We start from the raw sequence: 23,250 nt of genomic DNA on the forward strand, positions 1-23,250 counted from the left end.
AATGGTTGACTCTTTTTTTGTGTTACTTTAAGTTTCCTGTAGGAAGATATTTCTGGTCACCCTTTGAAAGGCATTGTTCAGAGGTGTTTTTTTTCTAGTTTGAGTCATTACTCAATGAATAAAAATAAATTTCGAGCGCTTTTTTTATCACCAGTGTTTCCAGCTCTTCAGGCGAAATCGGGTTCACAAAATCAGAAATCGATTGTTTTAACAAAACAGGCCGCTTTTGCCAGTGGTGGTGTAAAAAATCTTCCCAGTTGATGATGAGATGCATGTACTACAATCTCCCTGTCGATTATAAAAATCAATAAAACACCTCTACCTTCAAAGATTTTTCAACGGCATCGTATTTCATTTAAAATAATGATATCAAATAAAACATTGATTGGCATTTCTTATTATATTGACGTTTTTCTTTTGTTTTAATGCCAAAATAATCGTATTGATTAAATGTAAAAAAATGAGAGGGGGAAACGAAAGTCGTTGAATACTTCTGAGGCATGGGTCACTTCCTTGTGATGTGTGAATGTCAATAAAAATTAATCAATGTCGCTTTAAGGAATATTAATGGTTAATTTTATGATGTAAACTCATCAATGAAGGTTAATTTCAGCTTGTTGTCAACTGGTTGCGGGTTTTTTAAAGGAATGGAATTTATTTTTAAGTCAATGGCAGCAATGAGTTTCTGAAAGATGATACATTGAGTTAAAATTGAAGATTTATGGACTTAATCAATGCAAAAACTCCTTGCTATCAACAGATCCCAACGAATTTGACTCTTGAGCAGTTCAACCCATTTGTCTTACCGCACCTGAGCATAGGTCGCCAAGGAGGGCTCTATCGCTCAGGTCTTCAAATAATCCGTGCTTAAATTGCACCAAGATCATTTACTAGATACCTCTGTGAACTCCGGTGATGGGGACAACCACTGTAGCGAAAAAAGGCGGTGATAACATGGGTTATAACGGCCACAAGAAGGTCAAAGGTAACAAAGTGGTCGCCTTCTGTGCTCGCCCCATTTATTTCTGCGCAGGGCAATTAAAATGAATGTCCGCTACTGAGTCAGGCAGTATCGATATTATCAGGCATGATAAAGAGTATTGGCCTTTCTTTTAAAGGCAGCATTCGGGGCCTACGATTGCCGAAAGAACTGTAAAATCATCTTTAATCAGGTTATTACGCCGAACATCAACGAAAATCAGCGGAACCGAAAAACGACAAAACGGGGACGCCACCCAATTTTTAACTCCACCATTTTTAGTGAATGTTTTAGAACGATTGAGCGGGTCTTTGCTTGGGAAGATAAATTCTGGCGTTTATTTCTGCGCTTTGAGCGTATGAGCTCTGTACACTATGCATTTAAAACGCTCGCCTATACCCTCATCAATCTCAGGCATGTTGTCAGTAGACTTATCAAAAAAACAGACAATGGATTTTCCTCGGTGGGAGACACCGAGCTCCTTCTATGCCAACCGTTGGCCAAAATCCGCTCACAATCATCAAAAAAATTTCAATTTTGGCGGCGGGATCCTCAATTTACCATGATCGGCGCCTCCCGATATTTTATCGAAATCTTCAGTGGGTAAACCCGAAACCAGTTGTAAGATATAATCAAATATTTTTGACAGTTTTTAATTCCATAAGGTCTCTTGTTTTACAACATAGAAAGACTTCATTCAGACAAGTATTGTTCTGGGCGTTTGACATTAAAGGACTTTTTAACTGAGTCTTTTAAGGCTTTTCCAAAACGAAAATTAGGGACATAGCATTCAGTAATGTGCTTTTTTTTACCCGTTATAGGGTTACGTCCGACACGTGCTGGACGTATAGTTGACCTTAAAAGTACCAAAACCCCGAATTTTAAGGTGGCTTGTTTTTTCAAAGAGTCACTCATTCCATTTAAGAAAGCATTTAAGGCGATTTTAGCTTTAGTTTTGCTCATATCCGCCTTTTCTGCTACTTCATCACAGTTGATTCTTACTGTGGGCTGTACGCTGGTACAGCAAATATGGCATCAGCTATCGCGAACTCCAGGAAATGTTGGCTAAACTCGGTGTCAGTGTCGACCATACGACGCTCTACCGCTGGGTTCAGCGCTATGCTCCGAAAATGGAAAAGAGGCTGCGGTGGTCTGGCTCAATCTTTCCGATCTTAGCCAGTGGCACATTGACGAGACCTACGTGAAGGTGAATGGCCGGTGGGCTTATTTGTATCGTGCCGTCGACAGCGGAGGACGTACCCTCGATTTTTATCTTTCCTCCCGTCGTAACAGCAAAGCCGCATGGCGGTTTCTGGGTAAGATTTTAAACAAGGTGAAACGCTGTCAGATCCCAATATTTGCAACAGTGCCAGCCATACTACCTTCAGGGATGTCACAAGTCAGTCAAGAATAGCTCCTAATATAGCTAATACTTCATTAACAATATATTCAGGGACTTTTTCAATTTTTTTAGCTTTTCTTGCGATGAGATCAACCATGCGAATACCGTTTGTTAATATGACTCCTTGTGTTTCAGTGCCTGTACCCATGAGCGGCACTGAAAATCCTCTAAATCTCGCAAAATCCCCGCCTTGAGTAATAGGAGCGATCAAAGTGAGTCCTAACTTATTAAAGTTTATGGGCGATAAAACTAGGCAGGGCCTAAAGTCACCCTGAAGTTCTTTGCCAGAAGTCGGGTTAAGACAGCATAGTACAATATCGCCTCGCTCAAATACTGCCATTAAATTTCATTTCCTTCTGGTTGCACTTGATCCCAATCTTTTAATTCTTTTGGAATAGACGTATTTGAGTCACATTTTGCTATAAGCATTTCAAGACAATACTTTTTTCTTTTCTTGGGAACGATAATGAGGGTCCCATTTTCATTTCTGGCTTCTGCTTTATCTCCGACAGCCAGGTTAAGTTCCCCTAAAAGCGCAGCAGGGATCACCGCTCCTTTAGAGTTGCCTATTTTTCTGATGACAATTTCCATAACAATCTCCACTGTATTAACTTTGTTATAACTTTATCGTAAACTTAAAAAGTTAACAAGCCTGTTATTTTTTAATGACACTCATGGAAATGTTGAAAGGAATAAAAACTAGAGATCTGTTTTTTGAAAAATCTGATTTTTTCAATTTTTTAAAAAACATTGGCTCTTTATGCGTTTTAGGGTCTTTCATTCAGAAATACTCCAACAAGTGAGGAAATCTGTTTTTTTCCGCGTTTTTTAATATTGTGAACGAACTCAAAAAACCTAATATAAAGTGGAAGTTTTTCTTGTGAAATGCCACGATGGCGTCTGAGCCAAGAGTGTAGCAGTGACCAGAAACCTTCAATCGTTGTAGTAGTTCAAACTTAATTTAACAGACGCAAGCTAATCTAGACTGTTTTTTTGATAGAGGTTTTGTATCCGGCATATCTGAGAGCAACTGTAACCTGTAGCCTCAGCGGTTTCCTGGATACTGAGTTTTTTCGTCTTCCGGTAGTACAAGACTTTCTGATGTCGCTGATGATCGGCCTGTTTTCCTCTGTACTTTCCCTGTGATTGCGCTCTTTCAATCCCCTGTTTTTGGCGCAGCCTTCGGCTCAGCCAGTCTTTATGTGACATTGCGGCCATCAGATCTATCAGCATATTGTTGATAGCAGCAATCACGGCGCGGGTGATCGGATCGTTCCGTGATGCTTCTAGATCAGACAAGGCTTGCCATGAAGTGGGGACATCCAGGCTGACAATTCGCAGCTCATGTTGCTCAATCTGCTTTTTCAGTGTCATCCAGTCCGTGTTGCTCAGTCGAGTCAATCGGTCTATCTGCTCTACCAGTAAAATATCATTCCGGTGACTGTCTCTTAGTAATCGTCCTAGCTCTGGTCTGTCGAGTTTTGTACCGCTGATATTTTCCCTGTAGTAGCTGGCGATTTTATGGCCGCGTTCCTGGATAAATTGCTCCAGCATCCCTTTTGCTCGATCAGCAAACTGATCTTCCGTTGATGCTCTTAAATAAGCTCTGATGAACATTTTTTTATCATACTATCGCATTTAAGTTATGTCATAAACTATATCGCATATAGGTTATGTCATTAATAAGATTTAGTCACGTTTTTACTTATGTCATCAGGGTATACCCTGATGACATAACCTCTAAGGATTGCTCAATCTCAATTCATTCATGAAAAGACGGGTCTCAGGTACATTTTTATGTTGAATAGAATGAGGAGATAAAGCAGTTTCCTTACGGAAAATACGCTCGCTAATACTGACTGTATCATCGCTCATGTGAAGGTAGGGATGGAATAAGCTATACAGCCCAGGTATGAATAAATGGCTTCACTGTAAAAAGTTTGCATACAAAAAGCCGGTCGGTGTTTCACCCAAATTTGATGCGGAAAAAGAGCAGTAGTTTATCTAACACAAGTCAATCGCGCTATGTTTTATAATGTCATTGCCAAAAAATTGGGCAGATCTTTTTTTAAAATAATTACCTGATAAAGTAGCTAACAAGTCATAACTGAAATTTATTATTCAGGTGTCTCTCTCTAGTCTTATGAGATTAAAATACTCATTTACACATTAAAACACATTTACTCATTTATGTTTTTGTGTATAATTAGTACATATAAATAAACACACAAATGAGTATATGAGGGTTTATGATGAAAATCACCGCTTTTCTAAACCCTAAGGGGGGCTCCGGTAAAACGACTGCAACAATCAACATCAGTAGTTGTCTTGCTAGTTCTGGTAACAAAATTGCAGTTGTAGACACAGACCCGCAAATGAGTCTAACAAACTGGAATAAAGCAAAAAAAGCCGCATTTGATGTTTATACGGCAGCATCAGAAAAAGATGTTTATCAGGTAAGAAAAGATCTCGCTGGGTATGACTTTGTGATTATTGATGGTGCCGGTTCTCTATCAGTTATTACTTCAGCAGCGGTCATGGTCAGCGATCTGATTATAATACCAGTTACCCCCAGCCCCCTAGATTTTTCAGCGGCGGGCTCTGTTATCACAGTACTGCAAGCTCAGGCTTATAATCGTCGAGTTGAAACCCGATTCCTTATTACAAGAAAAATTGAACAAACTACCATGCTTAAAGTTTTGAAAGAGAGCATAGCGCAGACGGAAATTAAGGCATTTAAAACATCCATCACCCAGCGTCAAAGTTACGTTAAATCTGTTTTAGAAGGTGAAAGCATCTTTGATACCAATGATGGAGCTGCGAAGGGGGAGATAGCCATTCTTACTCGGGAAATACTTGAAATACTTGAAATACTTGTGTAAATACTCATATACTCACATTGTTATATTACGAGGTTACTGATGGTATTAACTAGGCAGCATAAGTCAAAAACAATGAGCTTTGGTGAGCATAGGGATATTGAAAAAGTAGTCAATAAAAACACACCACCGAGAAAACAAAAGAGAGTCAACGTTAACTTTGATGAAGAGATACATATCCTCTTTAAAACAGCCTGTGCAAAGCACAGTACATCTATTACCGAAGTAATAAAGGACTTGGTTGATAACTGGCTGAAAGAAAATGCCTGTTGAAATACTCAAATGAGTTTATAAGTAAACTTTTATGAGTGAGCGTCGTTGAAGTTGTTCTACTGGAGCTCCCTTAGGGTTTAGAAAAGCGGTGATTTTCATCATAAATCCTCATATACTCATTTGTGTGTTTATTTATATGTACCATATTATACACAAAAACATAAATGAGTAAATGTGTTTTAATGTGTAAATGAGTATTTTAGTCTCATATTATTAAATCTAGATTTAGGGTTTATTTATACATTTAATATTAAACAGTTATCTACAAATTTTATCATGTAAAAAAAGAAATTTTGTATTCATTACATTCATTAAGAGTAGAGATGAAAATAAAAAAGTTAAACAAGATACAAAATGATGTCACTCAACAATCTGGAACAGAACCCCCCTTTTCAGCAAAGTTATTAAATAACAAAAAAGAGGGGATTTATAGTTGTCTATGTTGCAGTACACCTCTTTTTTCTTCAGACAATAAATTTGATTCTGAATGTGGTTGGCCGAGTTTTAATCAAACGATTCATGATCAAGTCATAAAATACAATCATGATTTTTCTCATGGTATGAAACGTATTGAAGTTCGTTGCGCCCATTGTGATGCTCATTTAGGTCACGTTTTTCCAGATGGCCAAAAGCCAACAGGACAGCGTTACTGTATTAATTCTGCTGCATTGAGTTTTACTGATAAAAAGTCAGGAGAAATCATAGAAGGTTAAATAAAGAATATTATTAAACAGCAGGTTCCTGATTTGCCGATGTTACTCTGAGAATGGAGTTTGCCGTGTTGTACTGAATTCTCGGGCACCGCACTAATGCTTTCGCTTCGAGTACGGTTTGTTATTTTTCCTCATTGGTAAAAAACCGCAGCCAAGTTGACAGTAAAAATGCGAATATTCGCCTCAATGCCGCTTAGATTCTGTGTTTTCGGTGATGACAATATGTCTGACATTAAATTCTAATAGATTCAACAGAATTAATCATTATTAAGCAAATAACTCACATAAAAATTACGGTGAATTTCAAAACTCCCCGGAAAATTTTTACCAATAAATCTTATTTTTATATGGGTTTTGACGGCTGATGAGGTATTTTTATTTTCTCCTAAAAAATCTAAAAATAGATTTGAAACTTGTTCTTATTCTGTTTCTAAATCAGATCTCATAAAAAATGATTCATATTTAGATTAGAACCCGCTATCGATAAGTTTTTATACGAGTTGATCTGATTTATATCAGAGAATTTGATGAAAATTTTAATGATTATTTTTCTATTTTTTAGAAGAAATCATTTTTTGAATATCTCTTAATGCTACTTTTACTCCTGTGCTTTTAAGTGCAAATTTAATGTCTTATGAAACACATTTCATTTTGCCTTGGCCGGAAGAAGAAACGCCTGAAGACAGTCACATTTTTGACAGTACGCTTTTTTGTTTACAGGAAAGGGGCATGGTCGACAAAACGGGTGAAAAAATTATACCCCTGATTTTTGGCCACTTAAAATGCCCGATTAACGGGGTTTACTTTTCTTTTTTTCCCCAAACCCCGCCTCGAAAAATTTAGTCTAACCAACCAAAAGATACAGCGTGATCGTAGATGCTTTAAGATGAAACCGAAGGTATCATTGTCTGCGAAATTGTCTGAGAAATTTGGTCGCTAGAAACATGGAATACTTTTTCTACCTCTGACAATTCAGTCATGTTTTGCCTCAATTGGCTTAAGATATTATCGCCATTGTTCACTGTCATATCTGGGAACAGTTGATCTACAACGAGGTCTGGTTCATGGTTAGAGTTGAGTTTCACTGTGTGCACACGTCCCTCTTTATCCATGATGGAAAGATGCCTATCGCTTTCATCGCGCATAAAATTCATCAAACGAATAGTGACATGTTCTGTGGGAGAATCGAGATGACTCAAAATCACATGGTCTTTTTCTTGTTTTATTTCAATATCATCGAGTAAAAAAGGCACTAGGACAATGTCTTGCTCAGGCTCGCCTGTTTCAGGTTCATCATAATTATAAATGCTCACCTGTGTTCCCGTGGGTCTGTCTTCGATGATGTACATATCTCGTCCTTCTTTGCCTTCTAAAATATCTTCCCCTGTTTTGCTGTGTAAGGTGTTGTTGAGCTCATTTCCCTGTAAGTCATCATCAAAACCCGTTTCTTGCGGAACTAATCTCAAAAAATCCGGCAATATTTTTTTTTCGCCCCTGATATCGATAACCCCCCCTGTTTTTCTGATAGGCCATTTTTTGAATGATTAAGGGATATTTTTCGCTTTCGTATTCAGGCGGAGTAAACTTTTGATCAAATTTTTGAGCATATTGTGCTATTAAAGTCAGCGGCTCCGGTTCTTCTTCGTTGAAATTGAATGCAATTTCAGAAGGGAGGCCCGAGAAGATGACGCCCTCTTGGGTATAAAAAATATATTGGGTGGTTAACCTTCTTTGTGGTCTCTCAACTGAGAGAAAATAGAGATAAGATAATGTTAAGGTGGTGATACTGTCATTGTTATTGCGTAATTCAATGAGTACATTCTGCTTGAGCCTTCTAATACTGATAATTTGCTCCACGGAATAATCCAAAAAAACATGGCTGAATTCTTCTGGATCATCTTCTTCTTTGATGATTAATGTCGCGGGTTCGCCGTGGGTATTTTGTAAAACACGATAACAATCTGTGCCCTTTCCTCCCTCCATCTTGCCGGCCTGCGCCACTAAAATATCATTGCCATCAAATCCAATCAGTTTATCCTCCCCTCCCTTTCCATTGAGGATATTTGTTTGATCGTTACCCCAAATCACATCGTCTGTTTCTGGACAGGTCTCTATGTGATGAATGTTTTTTAATGTGGCTATTTTTTTAGAGTCATCTCCCTCGGTGAAAGAAAAATACCCTGCCTGAAGATCGACACGGTATCCCCCTTGTGATGGTTTTTTGTTGGCTATTAGAAGATTAGAACCCCTCACTCCATCTAATACGCTGGGTTTAGGGGGAGGAGTATTCCCCCTAAAGATAAAAGTATCTGATTGACCGCCCCCTTTGAAATTTTTGGTACCGTCACCGATATCAAAGATATTCCTTTTTTCTTTATAACCGACTACCTCATCGTTTCCCGCGCCCAAAAAAAATAAATTTTAGCCGGTTTTGTAGAATCAGGGGGATCCGCCTTTATAGGGGGAACAGAGGGCGATGAGGTACTGGAAAGTTGGCTCTGTCTTTTGACAGATAAAATGCCCTCTGAAAGCACATCAGTATCAAGAGAGATCTTGTCATGAGTAGCTGAAAGTCCTTCGAAGTCGTAAAATTTGTACTCACTGTTTTCTAAAGTGAGATCAACATAAAGAGAAAATTGCCCCTCTTTTTTTCTTCTATGGTCTAATAATATAGCCCCAGCTTGTGAGGGCAGTATTTTATCTTTGATGTATTTTGTGAAGATATTTCGATTTAGTTTAGAAACGGTAAGAGCTAAGTCAGCCCGTTTTCTTCCTGTTAATTTTTTATAAGGACATCCGCTTAAAATGATGGGTCCTGTGGTGTAATACACCGCTTCTATTTCATTATCTGAATCCAATAATGCTTGAAAATGTGTTTTAAACTGTTGATGAATATTTTCTTTAGCCTGTTTTTCTGCCTGTCCTTTTGTGACCTGATTAGCGACTTCTGTGTCAATTTCTGAGCCCAAAAATTTCAACCATCCGGTCCGTAATTTTTGTGATCCTGTCAAGGTGGCGTAGCGCTCGATTTGTTGAACTTCACGCACTGAGAAATAAATCCCCCCCACTACAGCGGTCAACATTCCCAAGGCTATCCCCATCATGCCGCCCATTAATGCCATTTTTCCGCTTAGGGCTAAGAATGTCAGGCCGCTGGTGAGACTGATAAAAGCGCCTAAAGAAGAAAGGGCTATACTGACCTTTAAGTCTTGTTGAATATCCGGTTCAGTCGCTGTTTTAAGTTCAGTGGCAGTTTTTTGTGCTTGATAAATATCGAAACCGGCCCCCAAGATATTTAAGAAAGGGCCGCCATATCGAGCCAGCTTGAGTCCTGCTTTAAACTGCAACCGCTGGATTCTAGAAGCAAACACCCCAACGGACTGAGAAGAGAACTTTTGAATCAGTTGAAATCCCAGTTTACTAAAACCCAATTCTAAAAAGGTACTCCCCACATCGTACATAAGACCCGCCATGGCAAGCTGAGCTTCGAAGTCTAGGGCCTGTTTTTGGGATTCCATTAATTGGTCTGAATAACGCCGCCGCCAGTAATGAGATAGGAATGTTAAAGATCGGATCCAGGAGAGTCCTTGATGTGCTTTTCCCAACATATCGACTGTACGAGATAGCTTGCCAACTTGTTGTGTGTTACCCCTGTTTTTGTGTGTTTTAAAAAATTTATGGGTCGATAAAGTGTGCAACAAGCCATCAGTATTGCTGATAAATTCTTTTAATTGTTTAAAAGAAGAGGTTTTAAACATGTGATCAGAATTGAACTGATAAACATCAAATACCCCTGTCCCGTTTTCTTGACGTACATTCTTTAAGTGCGTGAAATAGTCCTGTAACATTAATCTCAGAGGGTCACTGGTGTTTTGAAATTTATCACTGGTCATCGATATTTCACCAAAATTCGCATCATAGACGTACCAATGGATTTTTTCATCTTCTCCCTGACGTTTCGCTATCGCTAAAATATGTTCCCCCATACGTAGCTGGTAATATCCCGCCTTTTCATTATCCAGGGTGTTAAAAAATTGATCGAGGCTCTGGAGACCTTTTGCAATAAAAGCAGAATTTTCTTCCAGCTGGTCAATCAGCGGCCCAAAATTTTTGGGGTCTTGAGCATCCCCTTGAGAAAATATTTTTTGTTCGTTTATCTCAGCATGAGATTGAAATGCATCGAGTAATTTTACACGTAAAGCCTTATCATCCAGCCTGAGTAAGCTTAAATAAGCTAAACTCACTTTTCTCGCTTTTCTTTGCGCCAAGTCACTGCCATCATCAATATACATCGCTTGTATGCCAGGATGAATTTGAGGGCCAAATCCAGGGATTTTATTGTACAATTTTATCCGTTCGTTCCAACGCACCATATTTTCGACAACAAAGTTGTCCCATTGAGCGATGCGATTTAAAGCCTCTTGGCCTGTTAAGTTCATGAATTGACCATGAGTGTCACTTAATTGCATCAAGCTTTGTATTTGAGTCGTAAATTGAGAATAAAACATTCGATCGGACAATACCTGGTATAATTTTTGCCAGTCGAGTCCTCCTGAGGGGAGATGAAAAAAATCCGTTAATATTTTGAGATCACTGGGGCTAAAGGATGTCCACTTGTTAGAGCAGAGGTCATTGACCAAGGTCCAAACTCGTTTTAAGTTTTCGGTTAAAGAAGACCCGAGATTTTTTTGACCATGGGTCATTTCTGAGGGACTGATTGATGTCTTTTGATTGATTTTGGGGGGAATATTTTTATGATGACCCTGTGCATCATCAGTCTCCCGATGTATTTTGATGACCTTTAATTCAATGCCTAATTCTTGGGTAATATCTCGAGCCGCCTCACGTAATACCCCTAAATCTTTCAAAGAAACAGGCTCTGAAGAAGAAAAACTGGGCGCCTCCCCTGTGTTTTTAGGGGGATCAGAATATATCAAAAACAGCCCGGTGATTTTAATGTCTTTTGTCACAGGATAATCGGGATAAATATTGATATAAGGTCGTCCCGTTACCAGCACTGTATTTCGCCCCGATGTTTTTTTGATAATATCATCAGGTCCGCTGATTCTTTGTCGGTAGTGAAATAATTGATTCGATAACAGACCATTAATTTCTATGGTGTTCTTGGGATGACTAATCTCATTGAGTTTTTGAAAAATATTTGTTTTTATTGAAGGGAAGTCCGCCCCGGATTTTTTTACAAAACCGTCTACATTGGGCTCAAAAATGCTTTCATCTGGAGCGGCGGCCAAAATATTTTGTTCAGGGACCTCCAATATCACCCCGACTGTATAGCCTCTGAGGGTCTCATCTGAGAGGATACTGGCAGACATCAAATCCCACTTTCTGATTTTATCCTGAATGTTTTTTGAAAAAATGTCTTTGCGGTGTATTAAATTTTTAATTGAAGAAGGATAAACGAGATACTTAAATTTCTGACTTTTTATTTTAGGATCTGTAAAATTGTTTGGTGCCCAATCCTTTAATACAGGATACAACAACCGAAAAGCACTGCTGTGCTTTTTATGTATCAGCTCTCTTTTTTGGTTCCAGCCTAATAGTAAGGTTTCTCCTGCGGTCTGAGCCTGATTTACTGATGTCATTTTACGGGTGAATTTTTTTCCATGACCATGTAAAGGAACAGACACCAGTGATACTCTGGCCGATATTTCAGCCTGAATACCCTGTTGTTTCATTGCATGAGCAAATTGAGTGGCAAAATTTTCAGGGAGGTGATCGATCAGTCGACATGACACTAAACTGATCCGGTTTGGAGTACTGTTGATAGAATATTCTTTATTAAAACGTTGTTTAAAAACTTTTAAAAGGTCGGCTAAATCAGCAGGTGTCATGCCAGACATGGTCCGAATATAAGGGGATGTTTTTTCAGGAGATGGATTGGAGTGTCCTACTAATTGCCAACGCAATTTGCCTTGAAGAGTTTTTGGAGAGCCGGATAACACGCGATAATGATTTTTTTTATCGAGTTGGACTAAGACAGAGCCTGGGTGTTTTTCCGCGAGTCTGACGGCATACTTGAGAACCCCCGGTTTGTCTTCTAGCTGAATAATGAGTTGTCCTGCATATCGGGTCGAACCGCCGTCAGACCTTGTCATGACAGGTTGAGATAGACCCTCCCATTGATCAACGGTTACAAAATCAGGCGGCGTGCGTTTAGTACGACGAATGGGCACATCAGATTGATGATGAGTAATAAAAAAATCTGAGGGAGATGGCTTTTGAGTCATAGATATTTTTCATCCTTAAAAAATATAAAAGTACTGATAAGGGTCGTTGGTGCATAATACTACTGAAGTAATTAAAAATTAAAAAAAACTTACAGAGATTTTTGTGAGTTTTTTTCAAATTTTTATGTAATTTTTTAACTGAAGATTAATTTTTGTCTCTTCAAGGGTAGATAATTGGGTTCGATTGAAAATGGAAAGATATCTACGTGAAATTTCTTTTTATTAGGAATTTTTGAATATCTTTTAATGTCACTTTTATACCTATGAAACGTAGCATTTATTTAAGGCTAATTTAATGATTTGTGCTTTTAAATTATTCAAGACCGCGTTTTTAGTGAGTCTCATTGTCTTGAGGTCAGGTCATTCTTCTAGCATTTCTTTTGCTTTTTCAAGTTCTTCAACTGTGTCATATTTTTAGAAGCCATTTTACTTTTTCCATTTTCAAAAAATATTTTCTGGTTTTAGTGAGTTTTATCTTTTCTGCTAAATAAGAAAACAATTTAACTGGATAAAAAATTCCATATTACCCGCTTATTTTTACCTTTCGAATCCTACTCACTTCCCGCATGATTATTTCAATCTCTTCACTATGATTTTTTTAATTTTTAATACAGTTATATCTGTAAAAAAAATTTAATATTTTAAATTTAGCGTAAAAAAATTAACTCAAATCTCAAAGTACTTTATCTGTACAGAAGAGATTTTTATCGTCAATAATGACACCCCAAAGAAATTAAGCCATAATATCAAAATTGCTATTTAACAAAGAGGACTAGATATGTTTTGAAGCACCGCTTGCAAGCAAGCGGCCCTTCAAAACTCTTGGTCAGGGCTTCGCCCCGACACCCCAATTAAGAAAGAATTCTTATTTACTCCATAGAAAATAACGCCATGAGCCAAAGTGAAAAACGAAAAAGAACGGCCCTTATTCCCAGTATTCGTTGCTTTCCAGAAGAAAAAGAGCATCTCAAAGAGAAAGCCCAATCGGCAGGTTTGAATTTAAGTACTTACCTCATTCGCTGTGGGTTAAATCGCAAAATAAAAACTCACTTTGATCCGGAATTAGTGATGGAATTGAGTCGATTAGGGTCTCTACAGAAACGTCTTTTTAATGAAGGGAAGGGCGTTCTAAGCGAAGAATATGCACAAGTTTTCGTGGCTATCCAGGAAGCTATTTTAACCTTAGGGCGGGCAGAATAAATGATTGTGGGTAAGGCAAAAAAACGGAGGGATGGAAAATCAAGTTTTCTCACTTTATTGGCCTATACGACGACTCGTGATGACCATCATCATGATGACGTGATTGATCCAGAGAGCCAAAAAGCCCGTTTATCTCAATCAAAAGAAGCCATTTTTGAACGCTTAATGGGTTACATTCATCGTCACGGAGATGCGGATAAAAGCCTTATCACTGAGAGATTTCCTGATGGTCGGCATCAGGTTCTTTTTGATCAGGTTTTATGCGAAACGAATACACTGAGCGTGGCCACAGCGGCGGTAGAAATGCAAGCAGTTGCTTTAAAAAATACGCGTTGTAAAGATCCCGTTTATCACTTTTTTTTATCCTGGCCGGAGACGGACTCTCCGACGGTAGAACAGATTTTTGAAAGCGCGCGTCATAGTCTTAAAGCCTTGGGGATGTCTGACCATCAATACGTGACTGCGATTCATCGAGATACAGACCATCTGCATTGTCATGTTGCCGCGAATCGGATCCATCCTGTGACTTATAAAGTTGCCGATGATGCCTATGATATTTCTAAATTACATAAAGCCAGTAGAGAAATGGAATTAAAGTATGGCTGGACGAGAACTCATGGGTGCTATGTGATTAACGACCATCATCAGGTTGTTCGTTCGTACTCTCATCAAAAACCCATGCCTATTGAGGCTAAGAAACTGGAATATTATTCAGATAAGGAAAGCTTTTATGGTTATGCGGTGCGTGAATGTCGTGAAGAGATTTCAAAGATTCTGGGAGAAAAAAACCTCTATTGGGAGCGATTCCATGCTGTTTTGATTAGGGCGGGACTGGAACTGAAAAAGAAGGACCGAGGTTTGGCTATTTATGATCGCGTACATCCTGAACAGACTCCTTTGAAGGCCAGCAGTTTACATCCTCAACTCACTCTTTCGAAATTAGTGCCTCGCCTTGGCGAATTTGAAAGTGCGCCCCGAGTGATGGAATTTAAAAATGAACAAGGGGAGGTGACCTTAACAAACTATATGGTGAGTTCACATTATGATGATCGACTTCATTTGCGTGATCATCAAGCTCGAATGACTCGCCGATTAGAACGTGCTGAGGCCCGAGAAGAGTTAAAATTGCGTTATCAACATGACAAAAAAGAAGCGAAATGCCCTTCTTTTGACGCAAAAAATCGTTTCAGAACTCTTTCCATGACCTTTCGTTTCCGAAGAGCCCATGTGTGTGTTGCGGTGCGCGATCCTTTAATGAGAAAACTGGCCTATCATGTGTTGGCTTTTGAGCGAGAAAAAGCGATGGCCGAGTTGCGTTTAAAATTAAAGGAAGAGCGGGAGAACTGGTATCGTTCTCCAGAAAATAGGCGACTGTCTTATCGTGTTTGGGTGGAACAGCAGGCGTTAAAAGGGGATAAAGCGGCCATTAGCCAGTTAAGAGGGTGGGCTTACCAAGCGAAGCGGGATGAGCGCACGGCTTACCTCAGTGATACGGTCATTGAATGTGCCGTTTCAGATGATATTGCGCCGGTTGAGCTCAAAGGCTATACCCATCATATCCACCGTGACGGGGCGATTGTATACAAAAAGGAAGGAATCACCCAAATGATTGACCGAGGGGAAACCATTGAGATGGCCAGACCGTTTGAAAACGAGGGGGACAATATGGTGGCGGGGTTACATTTGGCAGAGCAAAAAAGTGGAGAGAAACGGGTTTTCTCGGGTCCGCGGGAGTACGTTGAGAAAGCGTGTTCGTTGGTTCGAGATTTCAATGAAATGGGTCAGACTGCCTTGAGGTTAACAGACCCTATTCAGCAGAAACGGGTCTGTGAAATGCGGTCTCAAGATAAACCCGCTCCCATTGTATTTGATTCTCCGAATTTGACTCCCTGAGCGCATCGCCCCTTTTTATTTTTATCATTTGTTGGAAATGGGTTGTTGTTTGTTGATATTTCGTTAAAAATGGGCAGAGATAGCGTATTTATCGGGCGGTATATTTGATAACAATTTGAAAGGATAAAGGATGAATAAAACTGAGTTAATTGAGCAAGTCCGAGACAAGTCTGGCCTGACGAAGGCGCAATCAACCGAGGCGGTCACCGCTGTTTTTTCGAGTATTATCGAAGCATTGGGGAAAAAAGAGCCGGTGCAAATCATCAGATTTGGGACTTTTAAAGTCCGCCATCGCAAAGAGCGGATATCTCGTAATCCCAAAACGGGTGAAAAAATCAAAACCCCTGCTCGTGAAGTCGCTGTGTTTTCTGCGGGGAAAAGTCTGAAAGACTCCGTTCATTTACAAGCGCCCAAACAAACTAAAGTGGCTAAAAAATCAAAAAGCGGAGCGAAGAAAAAGTCATCGTCCTTGTCATCTAGGAAAAAGTGACTTCCATGAAAATGTTTCTGCCGCACGACGCTTTGTTTAAGCAGTTTTTGGGAGATATTGCCCTCGCCCGCAATTTTTTTGAAGTGCATCTTCCGGCGGATGTTTTGAGTCAAGTCTGCCTGTCTTCGTTGAAAAGGGTGTCGGGTTCTTTTGTTGAGCCGACTTTGAAGCAATCTCATTCCGATATGGTGTATTCGTTTGAAACCCCGACGGGAAAGGACGGGTATTTATATTGTTTGCTGGAGCACGTGCGACGTGAAAGTTGCACCACAGAAGTCCCTTGAATCAGGGTAAGGTTGATCCGAAACCTTATTGTCACTTTCTCGGTGCAAGAGGAGTAATTCTCTTGTTCTAAGCGAGAATGAAAGCCTAACTAAAGTATTAAGCTGAATAAGAAATAGGGGCTAGGCAAAATTGAAATGGGCTGAATAAAGTGAATCTCCGTGATTAAAATGTCGTCAGCAACGAAAACACGAAATCAGATGTGACGTGTTAAGGGGAAATTTAACGACAGTTAGAAACGGGTAAAGAAGAGTGTTCGTTCTTTACAACGGATCCCGTTCCCCGGCATAGAGGAGGCAACCCATTCAATGTATCTTCATGGTGTGAAACACGGTAACCCCATTAATCTCTTCATGTTCATGTAAATATGAAAGAGACAGTGGGCATAAGACGTTCCAAGAAGCGAAGGCTATCATCCGAAAGGGAACGGGAAATCATAACAGGATTGATAGAGGTAACTACCTCACTCTGAAAAGAGGCTGACGTGGAACGGGTGACTTACCCATAGGATCCTTTATTAAGATTATGAATTGATTTAGAAGAGTTAGATGTCAATGACAAACGTAATAAATCAAAACCATGAACAACTGGAATGGCACGCCATCAACTGGCGTGTTGTGACAACCATGATTAATAATCTAAGACAAAGGATATATAGGGCTTCAGCAACAGGTGACTTAAAGAAAGTCAGAAATTTGCAAAAACTCATGATGAAATCAAGAGCTAATCATCTTCTGGCTATCAGGAAAGTCACACAGATCAATCGGGGAAAACACACAGCTGGAGTAGATAATCAGGTCATTGATGACCATAAAGGACGAGAACACCTTTATAAGTTATTAAGCCAAACAACTTCAGAAAAGATTTATCCAGTAAAACGGGTCTACATAGCAAAAAGAATAGGAAAAAGCGCCCTCTTGGGATCCCAACTATTCTCGAACGATGTAAACAAGCGATAGTTAAATCAGCGCTGGAACCTTATTGGGAAGCAAAATTTGAACCAGTCAGTTACGGATTTAGACCAGGACGAAGTGCTCATGACGCAATACAAAAAATTTTCTGTATTGCCAGGGCACGGGGGACAAGGCATTGGGTACTGGATGCAGATATTAAAAGCGCATTTGACAACATTGACCATAATTTTCTCATAAAAACAATCGGGGGATTTCCCGAAAGAAACATGATTAAAAAATGGCTACAAGCCGGTGTGCTGGAACATGGCAACTATATACCCAGTGTTGCAGGTACTCCATAAGGAGGGATTATCAGTCCACTACTGGCCAATATTGCACTCCACGGAATGGAAACCTTGCTGGGTATTCAATACTGGAAAAATGGCAAGCCAAAACAAGGCCAACCTTATGCAGTAGTGCGCTATGCGGATGATTTTGTTGTATTAGGTAAATCCCGTGAAGAATGCGAAACAGCTAAAATAAAGTTGCGAAGTTGGTTAGCACAGAGAGGGTTAGCCCTTTCGGAAGAAAAAACCAGTATCAAACACCTGAAGGAAGGATTCGACTTCTTGGGATTTAATATACGACATTATGAAAATCGCCACAGAAAGCGGGGATATGTGTTGTTAATGAAACCGTCAAAGGAGTCGATTAAAAGGTACAGACAGCAAATGAGAATGACCTGGAAAAGGATCATTGGCATGCCGACAAAAGAAGGCATAATGCAGCTGAATGAAAAAATAATAGGATGGTGTAATTACTATCGTATTGGTGCGTCAAAACAGACATTCAGTGCAATAGACCAATGGATGTGGATTCGCCAATGTAGATATCTGTATCGACGTCATCCCAATAAACATTGGTGGTGGCGAAGAAAACACTATTTAGGCAAGATACCAGGTAGAGAAGACTATTCAGTATTTATGGATAAATCAAACGGTGGATTTCTCTGGAAGCATGCATGGACAAAAATACAGCGTCATTGGCTAGTTACCAAGAATGCTTCCCCCGATAATCCTGAATTGCGTGATTATTGGCGTCATAGGCAGGCACGTAAGCAGCCTTTTATTTACGGTGTCAAAGTTAACCTCTATAAGCGACAGAAAGGTTATTGTCCTCTCTGTGATCAAGAGCTGGACAATGGTGAACAATTACATGTTCATAATATTCAGCCCAAAGCTGAAGGGGGTGATAACAAGCTAGCTAATTTAAGATTGTTACATGCTAATTGCCACAGACAATTACATAGCAAAAAAGGAAAAATGTTGAAGTCAGTAAGTTGCGTGAGCCGTATGCGGGGTAACTCGCACGTACGGTTCTTGAGGGAGTGGGCACTTTCGGCCTGCTTACCTAATCAGAGCAAACCTGAAAAACTGATGGCGTTTAGGCTTTTGAGGTATGCGGTGGCAGCCATGCAACGGCACCTGGAGCAGGGCAACGACACCTTGCCGGTGGTCGTGCCAGTTATTCTACCATGGAGAAACGAGTCCTTACCCGTACAGTCTGGATTGGTTCGATTATTTTGATGACAAAGAAGCCGCGCGGAGATTAGATTCTGAGCCTTTTACTTTGGTAGATGTGACGGTTATTCCCGAAGAAGACATTCTGAAGCATGGGATGATTGCCTGGCTTGAACTGGTCCAGAAACTGGTCCGAGTTCGTGACATGATGGACATCGCGCCTTATCTTATTCGTCTGGATAAGCGTTTCCCGTTAAACGATGACCTGTTTAAAAGTTTGTTGTATTATCTCTTTCAAGAGGGAGAAACGGCCTCTCGCCCGTTATTTTTTGAGGCCCTTTCTTCGACCACTCAACGGGAGAATGTGATGACGATAGCAGAAGAGCTGAGAAAGGAAGGCTTAGAAGAAGGTTTAAAACAGGGGATACAGCAGGGGATACAGCAGGGTAAAGAAGAGGGCCTGAAACAGGCTACCCTGACCATCGCCAAAAAGCTGATGGCCGATGGAGAAAGTCCAGAAAAAATCCAAAAATATACGGGGCTACCTGTGGAAGACATCGCTCGGTTATTTCATTGATGAGGCTTCATAAAAAAGCGCATGAACTCCATCCCCTTTGAAAAAACGCTGACCTTAGGCCCCAGAAGGTCAGAAAGCAAAACCCCCTGTTTGATGAATCCACGTAGGGGCGCTTCTCCCTGTGCACCCCTTATTGCCTTAAAAAAGAAACCGAAGCAAAAAGAGCCAGAGAAAGTGGCTGAGACCAAACGTCTTCCGTTAGTTTCCCCTAAAGTCAAAAAAAAACCGCACAAGCAGCCTAATGTCTCTTTTGAGCATGCAGTAGAGACCCTTTCTGCTTATTGGCCCGCCTTGTTTGGTCATGGGCTCAAATTAATGAAAATAGACCTCCTTGAGGATTTGTATGAGGACATCAACACACAGGAGTTACCGCTTTCAAAAAAAGGGCTCCGCCGCTGCATTAGAGCGATAGCGCGCTCTCGTGATTATCTTGAACAAGGGGTTCTGGGGGCTCAACGGTATGATAAGCACGGTCAGCCCTGTGGGCAGGTGACCGAGGAGCAATCTCAGTTTGCCCAAAAATGCCTCAAGAAAAGCTGTTTTTCTGAAGATTTGAGGGGGCCTGACCCGTGAGATTCGTCAGGGTGTTGAGTGTTCGAGTGTAATCTCTTTAGGCTCTTTGTCTGCTCTGTATTGCCCTTCGGTTATTTTTAAGGAATGACGCGCCGCTTCGAACAGGATTATTCCTCGCTCCTCGTGGGTGTAAGACAGGTCGTTACGGTGGTCCAAATTCTGTGTTATTTCACAGAGATGATGGAGTGTTTTATCGAACAGCTTGACGTTCAAAGTGCCTTTATTCTCTTGAGTGTCAGCTGTTTTTAAGCGTTGTAAAATTCCCTGTACCTCTTGTTTAAAAGCGGCTCCTTTGTGCCTGAGCTCTGGAACAACCTCACATAATGCGTCGAAATCAGGGCGTTTGAGCTCTATAAACCGGTTAATCCGCATAGGAAGCTTTGAGGACAATTTTTCCTCATCTGGAATAAAAATCGCGGCACTTCGTACCACGGCATCCTGAAATACGATGACGCCCTCCCCCTTGTTGAGGGCTTTGAGTTCCGTGAGTTCAATGTTATCGCGTTCACGAATGTGATGGGTATCGGCGTCTTCATACCGACTGCCACTGAGACTGCCTTTACGCTTAACGGAAGACAGCTCGCTGTAATACCCTTTTCCTGCGGCAGAACGAATCAGATTAAAGGTGTCCTGGGCATCCTCTAAGGCCATAAACCATTTGGTCCGCTGATTGGCGCTCACCGTCAAAAATTCGCGCATCGATTTGTCCATCATGGATTGCACATCCTGTGCGGCTATCATGAGCATGTATTGCAAAGAGCGCATTTGAGCGGCTGTTTTGTCAAGACCTGAGGCAAAATAAGCGCCCAATTCGTCAAAAATAATCGGGTAAGGAAATTTTTGAGCAAATTTTTGGCTGAGTAGCACGTCCTCTCTTTTTCCTTCTAACTGTCCGCCTAAATCTTGACTGAGCGTGTGCGACGTGAAAGTTGCACCACAGAAGTCCCTTGAAAAAGGGTAAGGTTGATCCGAAACCTTATTGCCACTTACTCGGTGCAAGAGGAGTAATTCTCTTGTGCTAAGCGAGAATGAAAGCCTAACTAAAGTATTAAGCTGAATAAGAAATAGGGGCAAGGCAAAACTGAAATGGGTTGAATAAAGTGAATCTCCGTTATTAAAATGTCGTAAGCAAGTAAAACACGAAATCAGATGTGACGTGTTATGGGGAAGTTTAACGACAGTTAGAAACGGGTAAAGAAGAGTGTTCGTTCTTTACGACGGATCCCGTTCCCCGGCATAGAGGAGGCAGCCCACTCAATGTATCTTCATGGTGTGAAACACGGTAACCCCATTAATCTTTTAGTGTTGATGTAAATACTAAGAGACAGTGGGCATAAGACGTTCCAAAAAGCGAAGGCAATCAGCCGAAAGGCAACTGGAAATCATAACAGGATTGATAGAGGTAATTACTTTACTCTGAAAAGAGGCTGACGTGGAACGGGTGACTTACCCATATAATCCTTTACCAAGGTTATGAATTGATTTAGAAGAGTTAGATGCCTATGGCAAACGTAATAAATCAAAACTATGAACAACAACTGGAATGGCATGCTATTAACTGGCGTGTTGTGACAGCCATGATTAATAATCTAAGGCAAAGAATATATAGGGCTTCAGCAACAGGTGACTTAAAGAAAGTCAGAAATCTGCAAAAACTCATGATGAAATCAAGAGCTAACCATCTTCTGGCTATCAGGAAAGTCACTCAGGTCAATCGGGGAAAACACACGGCTGGAGTAGATAATCAGGTAATTAATGACCATAAAGGACGAGAACATCTTTATAAGTTATTAAGCCAAACAACTTCAGAAAAGGTTTATCCAGTAAAACGAGTTTACATAGCAAAAAAGAATGGAAAAAAACGCCCTCTTGGGATCCCAACCATTCTCGACCGCTGTAGACAAGCGATAGTTAAATCGGCGCTGGAACCTTATTGGGAAGCAAAATTTGAACCAGTCAGCTACGGATTTAGACCGGGGCGAAGTGCCCATGACGCAATACAAAAAATTTTCTGTATTGCCAGAGCACGAGGGACACGGCACTGGGTACTAGATGCAGATATTAAAGGCGCATTTGACAACATTGACCATAATTTTCTCATAAAAAAAATCGGGGGATTCCCCGAAAGAAACATGATTAAACAATGGTTACAAGCCGGTGTGCTGGAACATGGCAACTATATACCCAATGTTGCAGGTACTCCGCAAGGCGGGATTATCAGTCCACTACTGGCCAATATTGCACTCCACGGAATGGAGACCTTACTGGGTATTCAATACTGGAAAAACGGCACGCCAAAACAAGGGCAACCTTATGCAGTAGTTCGTTATGCGGATGATTTTGTCGTATTCGGTAAATCCCGTGAAGAGTGCGAAACTGCCAAAATAAAGTTGCAAATTTGGTTAGCTCAGAGAGGGTTAGCTCTTTCTGAAGAAAAAACCAGTATCAAACACTTGAAGGAAGGATTCGACTTCCTGGGATTTAATATACGACATTATGACAATCGCCACAGAAAACGGGGATATATATTGTTAACGAAGCCCTCAAAGGAGTCGATGAAAAGGTACAAACAGCAAATGAGAATGACCTGGAAAGGTATTATCGGTATGCCGACACAAGAAGGAATAAGACAACTGAATGCCAAGATAATAGGATGGTGTAATTACTATCGTATTGGTGCTTCAAAAAGAACATTCAGTGCATTAGACCAATGGATGTGGATCCGCCAACGTAGATATTTGTATCGACGTCATCCCAATAAACACTGGTGGTGGCGAAGAAAACACTACTTAGGCAAGATACCAGGTAGAGAAGACTATTCAGTATTTATGGATAAATCAACCGGTGGATTTCTTTGGAAGCATGCATGGACAAAAATACAGCGTCATTGGCTAGTTCCAAAAAATGCTTCCCCCGACAATCCGGAATTGCGTGACTATTGGCGTAATAGGCAGGCACGTAAACAGCCTTTTATTTACGGTGTCAAAGTTAACCTCTATAAGCGACAGAAAGGTTATTGTCCTCTCTGTGATCAAGAGTTGGACAATGGTGAACAATTGCATGTTCATCATATTCAGCCTAAAGCTGAAGGGGGTGACAACAAGCTGGCTAATCTAAGATTGTTACATGCTAATTGCCACAGACAATTACATAGCAAAAAAGGAAAAATGTTGAAGTGAGTAAGTTGCGTGAGCCGTATGCGGGGTAACTCGCACGTACGGTTCTTGAGGGAGTGGGCACTTGCGGCCTGCTTACCTAATCAGGGCATTTTCGCCCTGCGGTAACTTTTTGGCCGCCTCTTTGGCGAGCGAGAGCTCGTCATAAGGAA

Annotated in this window: 24 protein-coding genes and 2 pseudogenes; 16 read left to right on the top strand and 10 right to left on the bottom strand. The window is 40.5% G+C overall.

Features of this window, described 5'->3' with window-relative positions:
* Positions 1-94: 94 nt before the first annotated feature.
* Positions 95-274 carry a cupin domain-containing protein gene (locus tag HDEF_RS06280; protein WP_044612341.1) on the bottom strand — a complete coding sequence of 60 codons (180 nt, stop codon included), beginning with the start codon at positions 272-274 and terminating at the stop codon, positions 95-97.
* Positions 275-1,100: 826 nt separating this feature from the next.
* On the opposite strand from HDEF_RS06280, the gene HDEF_RS12830 reads away from it, so the two are divergent.
* The gene (locus HDEF_RS12830) at positions 1,101-1,586 is read left to right on the top strand and encodes a hypothetical protein (RefSeq protein WP_015873808.1); all 486 of its coding nucleotides are present in this window, start codon (positions 1,101-1,103) and stop codon (positions 1,584-1,586) included.
* Positions 1,587-1,672: 86 nt separating this feature from the next.
* On the opposite strand, the gene HDEF_RS06295 is transcribed toward HDEF_RS12830, so the two are convergent.
* Positions 1,673-2,008 (bottom strand): HU family DNA-binding protein, encoded by a 336-nt coding sequence (locus HDEF_RS06295; RefSeq protein ID WP_320408680.1) that lies wholly within the window; start codon positions 2,006-2,008, stop codon positions 1,673-1,675.
* On the opposite strand from HDEF_RS06295, the pseudogene HDEF_RS06300 reads away from it, so the two are divergent.
* Positions 1,981-2,339 (top strand): annotated as a pseudogene (locus HDEF_RS06300) (IS6 family transposase); the annotation flags it as partial. The gene HDEF_RS06295 and the pseudogene HDEF_RS06300 sit on opposite strands and share 28 nt — an antisense overlap.
* Positions 2,340-2,379: 40 nt before the next feature.
* Here the strand turns inward: HDEF_RS06300 and HDEF_RS06305 are convergent.
* The 4 genes from HDEF_RS06305 to HDEF_RS13900 form a co-directional block, all read right to left on the bottom strand.
* A complete protein-coding gene (locus HDEF_RS06305) occupies positions 2,380-2,721 on the bottom strand; it encodes a type II toxin-antitoxin system ChpB family toxin (RefSeq protein ID WP_015873809.1) in 342 nt (113 codons plus the stop codon).
* The gene (locus tag HDEF_RS06310; protein WP_015873810.1) at positions 2,721-2,972 is read right to left on the bottom strand and encodes an AbrB/MazE/SpoVT family DNA-binding domain-containing protein; all 252 of its coding nucleotides are present in this window, start codon (positions 2,970-2,972) and stop codon (positions 2,721-2,723) included. The genes HDEF_RS06305 and HDEF_RS06310 overlap by 1 nt, the downstream gene beginning before the upstream one ends.
* A gap of 384 nt (positions 2,973-3,356) precedes the next feature.
* Positions 3,357-3,998 (bottom strand): recombinase family protein, encoded by a 642-nt coding sequence (locus HDEF_RS06315; RefSeq protein ID WP_015873811.1) that lies wholly within the window; start codon positions 3,996-3,998, stop codon positions 3,357-3,359.
* Between the two features lie 123 nt (positions 3,999-4,121).
* The gene (locus tag HDEF_RS13900) at positions 4,122-4,256 is read right to left on the bottom strand and encodes a hypothetical protein (RefSeq protein WP_015873812.1); all 135 of its coding nucleotides are present in this window, start codon (positions 4,254-4,256) and stop codon (positions 4,122-4,124) included.
* Between the two features lie 37 nt (positions 4,257-4,293).
* Here HDEF_RS13900 and HDEF_RS13795 point away from each other — a divergent pair, with 37 nt between their 5' ends.
* The 4 genes from HDEF_RS13795 to msrB all read left to right on the top strand — a co-directional run bounded on the left by HDEF_RS13795 (position 4,294) and on the right by msrB (position 6,246).
* A complete protein-coding gene (locus HDEF_RS13795; protein WP_407078901.1) occupies positions 4,294-4,380 on the top strand; it encodes a helix-turn-helix domain-containing protein in 87 nt (28 codons plus the stop codon).
* A 253-nt stretch (positions 4,381-4,633) separates the two neighbouring features.
* Complete coding sequence (locus tag HDEF_RS06320; protein ID WP_015873814.1) at positions 4,634-5,263, top strand: ParA family protein; 630 nt, start codon at positions 4,634-4,636, stop codon at positions 5,261-5,263.
* Positions 5,264-5,302: 39 nt separating this feature from the next.
* Complete coding sequence (locus HDEF_RS06325) at positions 5,303-5,533, top strand: plasmid partition protein ParG (protein WP_015873815.1); 231 nt, start codon at positions 5,303-5,305, stop codon at positions 5,531-5,533.
* A 323-nt stretch (positions 5,534-5,856) separates the two neighbouring features.
* Positions 5,857-6,246 carry a peptide-methionine (R)-S-oxide reductase MsrB gene (gene msrB / locus HDEF_RS06330; protein ID WP_044612343.1) on the top strand — a complete coding sequence of 130 codons (390 nt, stop codon included), beginning with the start codon at positions 5,857-5,859 and terminating at the stop codon, positions 6,244-6,246.
* A gap of 881 nt (positions 6,247-7,127) precedes the next feature.
* Here the strand turns inward: msrB and HDEF_RS13225 are convergent.
* The 3 genes from HDEF_RS13225 to HDEF_RS06340 are packed head-to-tail and all read right to left on the bottom strand — an operon-like array spanning position 7,128 to position 12,494.
* Positions 7,128-7,724 (bottom strand): hypothetical protein, encoded by a 597-nt coding sequence (locus tag HDEF_RS13225; protein WP_015873819.1) that lies wholly within the window; start codon positions 7,722-7,724, stop codon positions 7,128-7,130.
* The gene (locus tag HDEF_RS13230) at positions 7,681-8,655 is read right to left on the bottom strand and encodes a calcium-binding protein (RefSeq protein ID WP_015873820.1); all 975 of its coding nucleotides are present in this window, start codon (positions 8,653-8,655) and stop codon (positions 7,681-7,683) included. The genes HDEF_RS13225 and HDEF_RS13230 overlap by 44 nt, the downstream gene beginning before the upstream one ends.
* Positions 8,631-12,494 (bottom strand): C80 family cysteine peptidase, encoded by a 3,864-nt coding sequence (locus HDEF_RS06340; RefSeq protein WP_015873821.1) that lies wholly within the window; start codon positions 12,492-12,494, stop codon positions 8,631-8,633. The genes HDEF_RS13230 and HDEF_RS06340 overlap by 25 nt, the downstream gene beginning before the upstream one ends.
* 891 nt (positions 12,495-13,385) lie before the next feature.
* Here HDEF_RS06340 and mobA point away from each other — a divergent pair.
* From mobA to HDEF_RS10975, 9 genes and pseudogenes are all read left to right on the top strand, one after another.
* Positions 13,386-13,694, top strand: coding sequence for a plasmid mobilization protein MobA (gene mobA / locus HDEF_RS06345; protein ID WP_015873823.1), 309 nt, complete (start codon positions 13,386-13,388; stop codon positions 13,692-13,694).
* Positions 13,695-15,587: a TraI/MobA(P) family conjugative relaxase gene (gene traI, locus HDEF_RS06350; RefSeq protein ID WP_015873824.1), complete on the top strand. Its 1,893-nt coding sequence runs from the start codon at positions 13,695-13,697 to the stop codon at positions 15,585-15,587.
* Positions 15,588-15,717: 130 nt separating this feature from the next.
* Positions 15,718-16,077 (top strand): HU family DNA-binding protein, encoded by a 360-nt coding sequence (locus HDEF_RS06355; RefSeq protein WP_015873283.1) that lies wholly within the window; start codon positions 15,718-15,720, stop codon positions 16,075-16,077.
* Between the two features lie 5 nt (positions 16,078-16,082).
* A complete protein-coding gene (locus HDEF_RS06360) occupies positions 16,083-16,361 on the top strand; it encodes an Rpn family recombination-promoting nuclease/putative transposase (protein WP_044612263.1) in 279 nt (92 codons plus the stop codon).
* A 546-nt stretch (positions 16,362-16,907) separates the two neighbouring features.
* Positions 16,908-17,318 (top strand): reverse transcriptase N-terminal domain-containing protein, encoded by a 411-nt coding sequence (locus HDEF_RS13235; protein WP_234809361.1) that lies wholly within the window; start codon positions 16,908-16,910, stop codon positions 17,316-17,318.
* Positions 17,291-18,505: pseudogene (locus tag HDEF_RS11625) on the top strand (reverse transcriptase domain-containing protein); the annotation flags it as partial. The gene HDEF_RS13235 and the pseudogene HDEF_RS11625, both read left to right, overlap by 28 nt.
* 183 nt (positions 18,506-18,688) lie before the next feature.
* Positions 18,689-18,838, top strand: a complete 150-nt coding sequence (locus HDEF_RS13240; protein WP_234809490.1) for an Rpn family recombination-promoting nuclease/putative transposase — start codon at positions 18,689-18,691, stop codon at positions 18,836-18,838.
* The gene (locus tag HDEF_RS06370; RefSeq protein ID WP_234809491.1) at positions 18,816-19,349 is read left to right on the top strand and encodes an Rpn family recombination-promoting nuclease/putative transposase; all 534 of its coding nucleotides are present in this window, start codon (positions 18,816-18,818) and stop codon (positions 19,347-19,349) included. Before HDEF_RS13240 ends, HDEF_RS06370 begins: the two co-directional genes overlap by 23 nt.
* 21 nt (positions 19,350-19,370) lie before the next feature.
* Entirely contained in the window at positions 19,371-19,922 is a 552-nt protein-coding gene (locus HDEF_RS10975) for a ProQ/FINO family protein (RefSeq protein ID WP_015873281.1), read from the top strand.
* 6 nt (positions 19,923-19,928) lie between these two features.
* Here HDEF_RS10975 and HDEF_RS06380 read toward each other — a convergent pair whose 3' ends face one another.
* Positions 19,929-20,921, bottom strand: a complete 993-nt coding sequence (locus HDEF_RS06380) for a type IV secretory system conjugative DNA transfer family protein (RefSeq protein WP_193432917.1) — start codon at positions 20,919-20,921, stop codon at positions 19,929-19,931.
* A gap of 497 nt (positions 20,922-21,418) precedes the next feature.
* On the opposite strand from HDEF_RS06380, the gene ltrA reads away from it, so the two are divergent.
* Positions 21,419-23,101: a group II intron reverse transcriptase/maturase gene (gene ltrA / locus HDEF_RS06385; protein WP_012738021.1), complete on the top strand. Its 1,683-nt coding sequence runs from the start codon at positions 21,419-21,421 to the stop codon at positions 23,099-23,101.
* The last annotated feature ends 149 nt before the right edge of the window (positions 23,102-23,250 follow it).

This window comes from Candidatus Hamiltonella defensa 5AT (Acyrthosiphon pisum) (assembly GCF_000021705.1).
Taxonomy (GTDB): domain Bacteria; phylum Pseudomonadota; class Gammaproteobacteria; order Enterobacterales; family Enterobacteriaceae; genus Hamiltonella; species Hamiltonella defendens.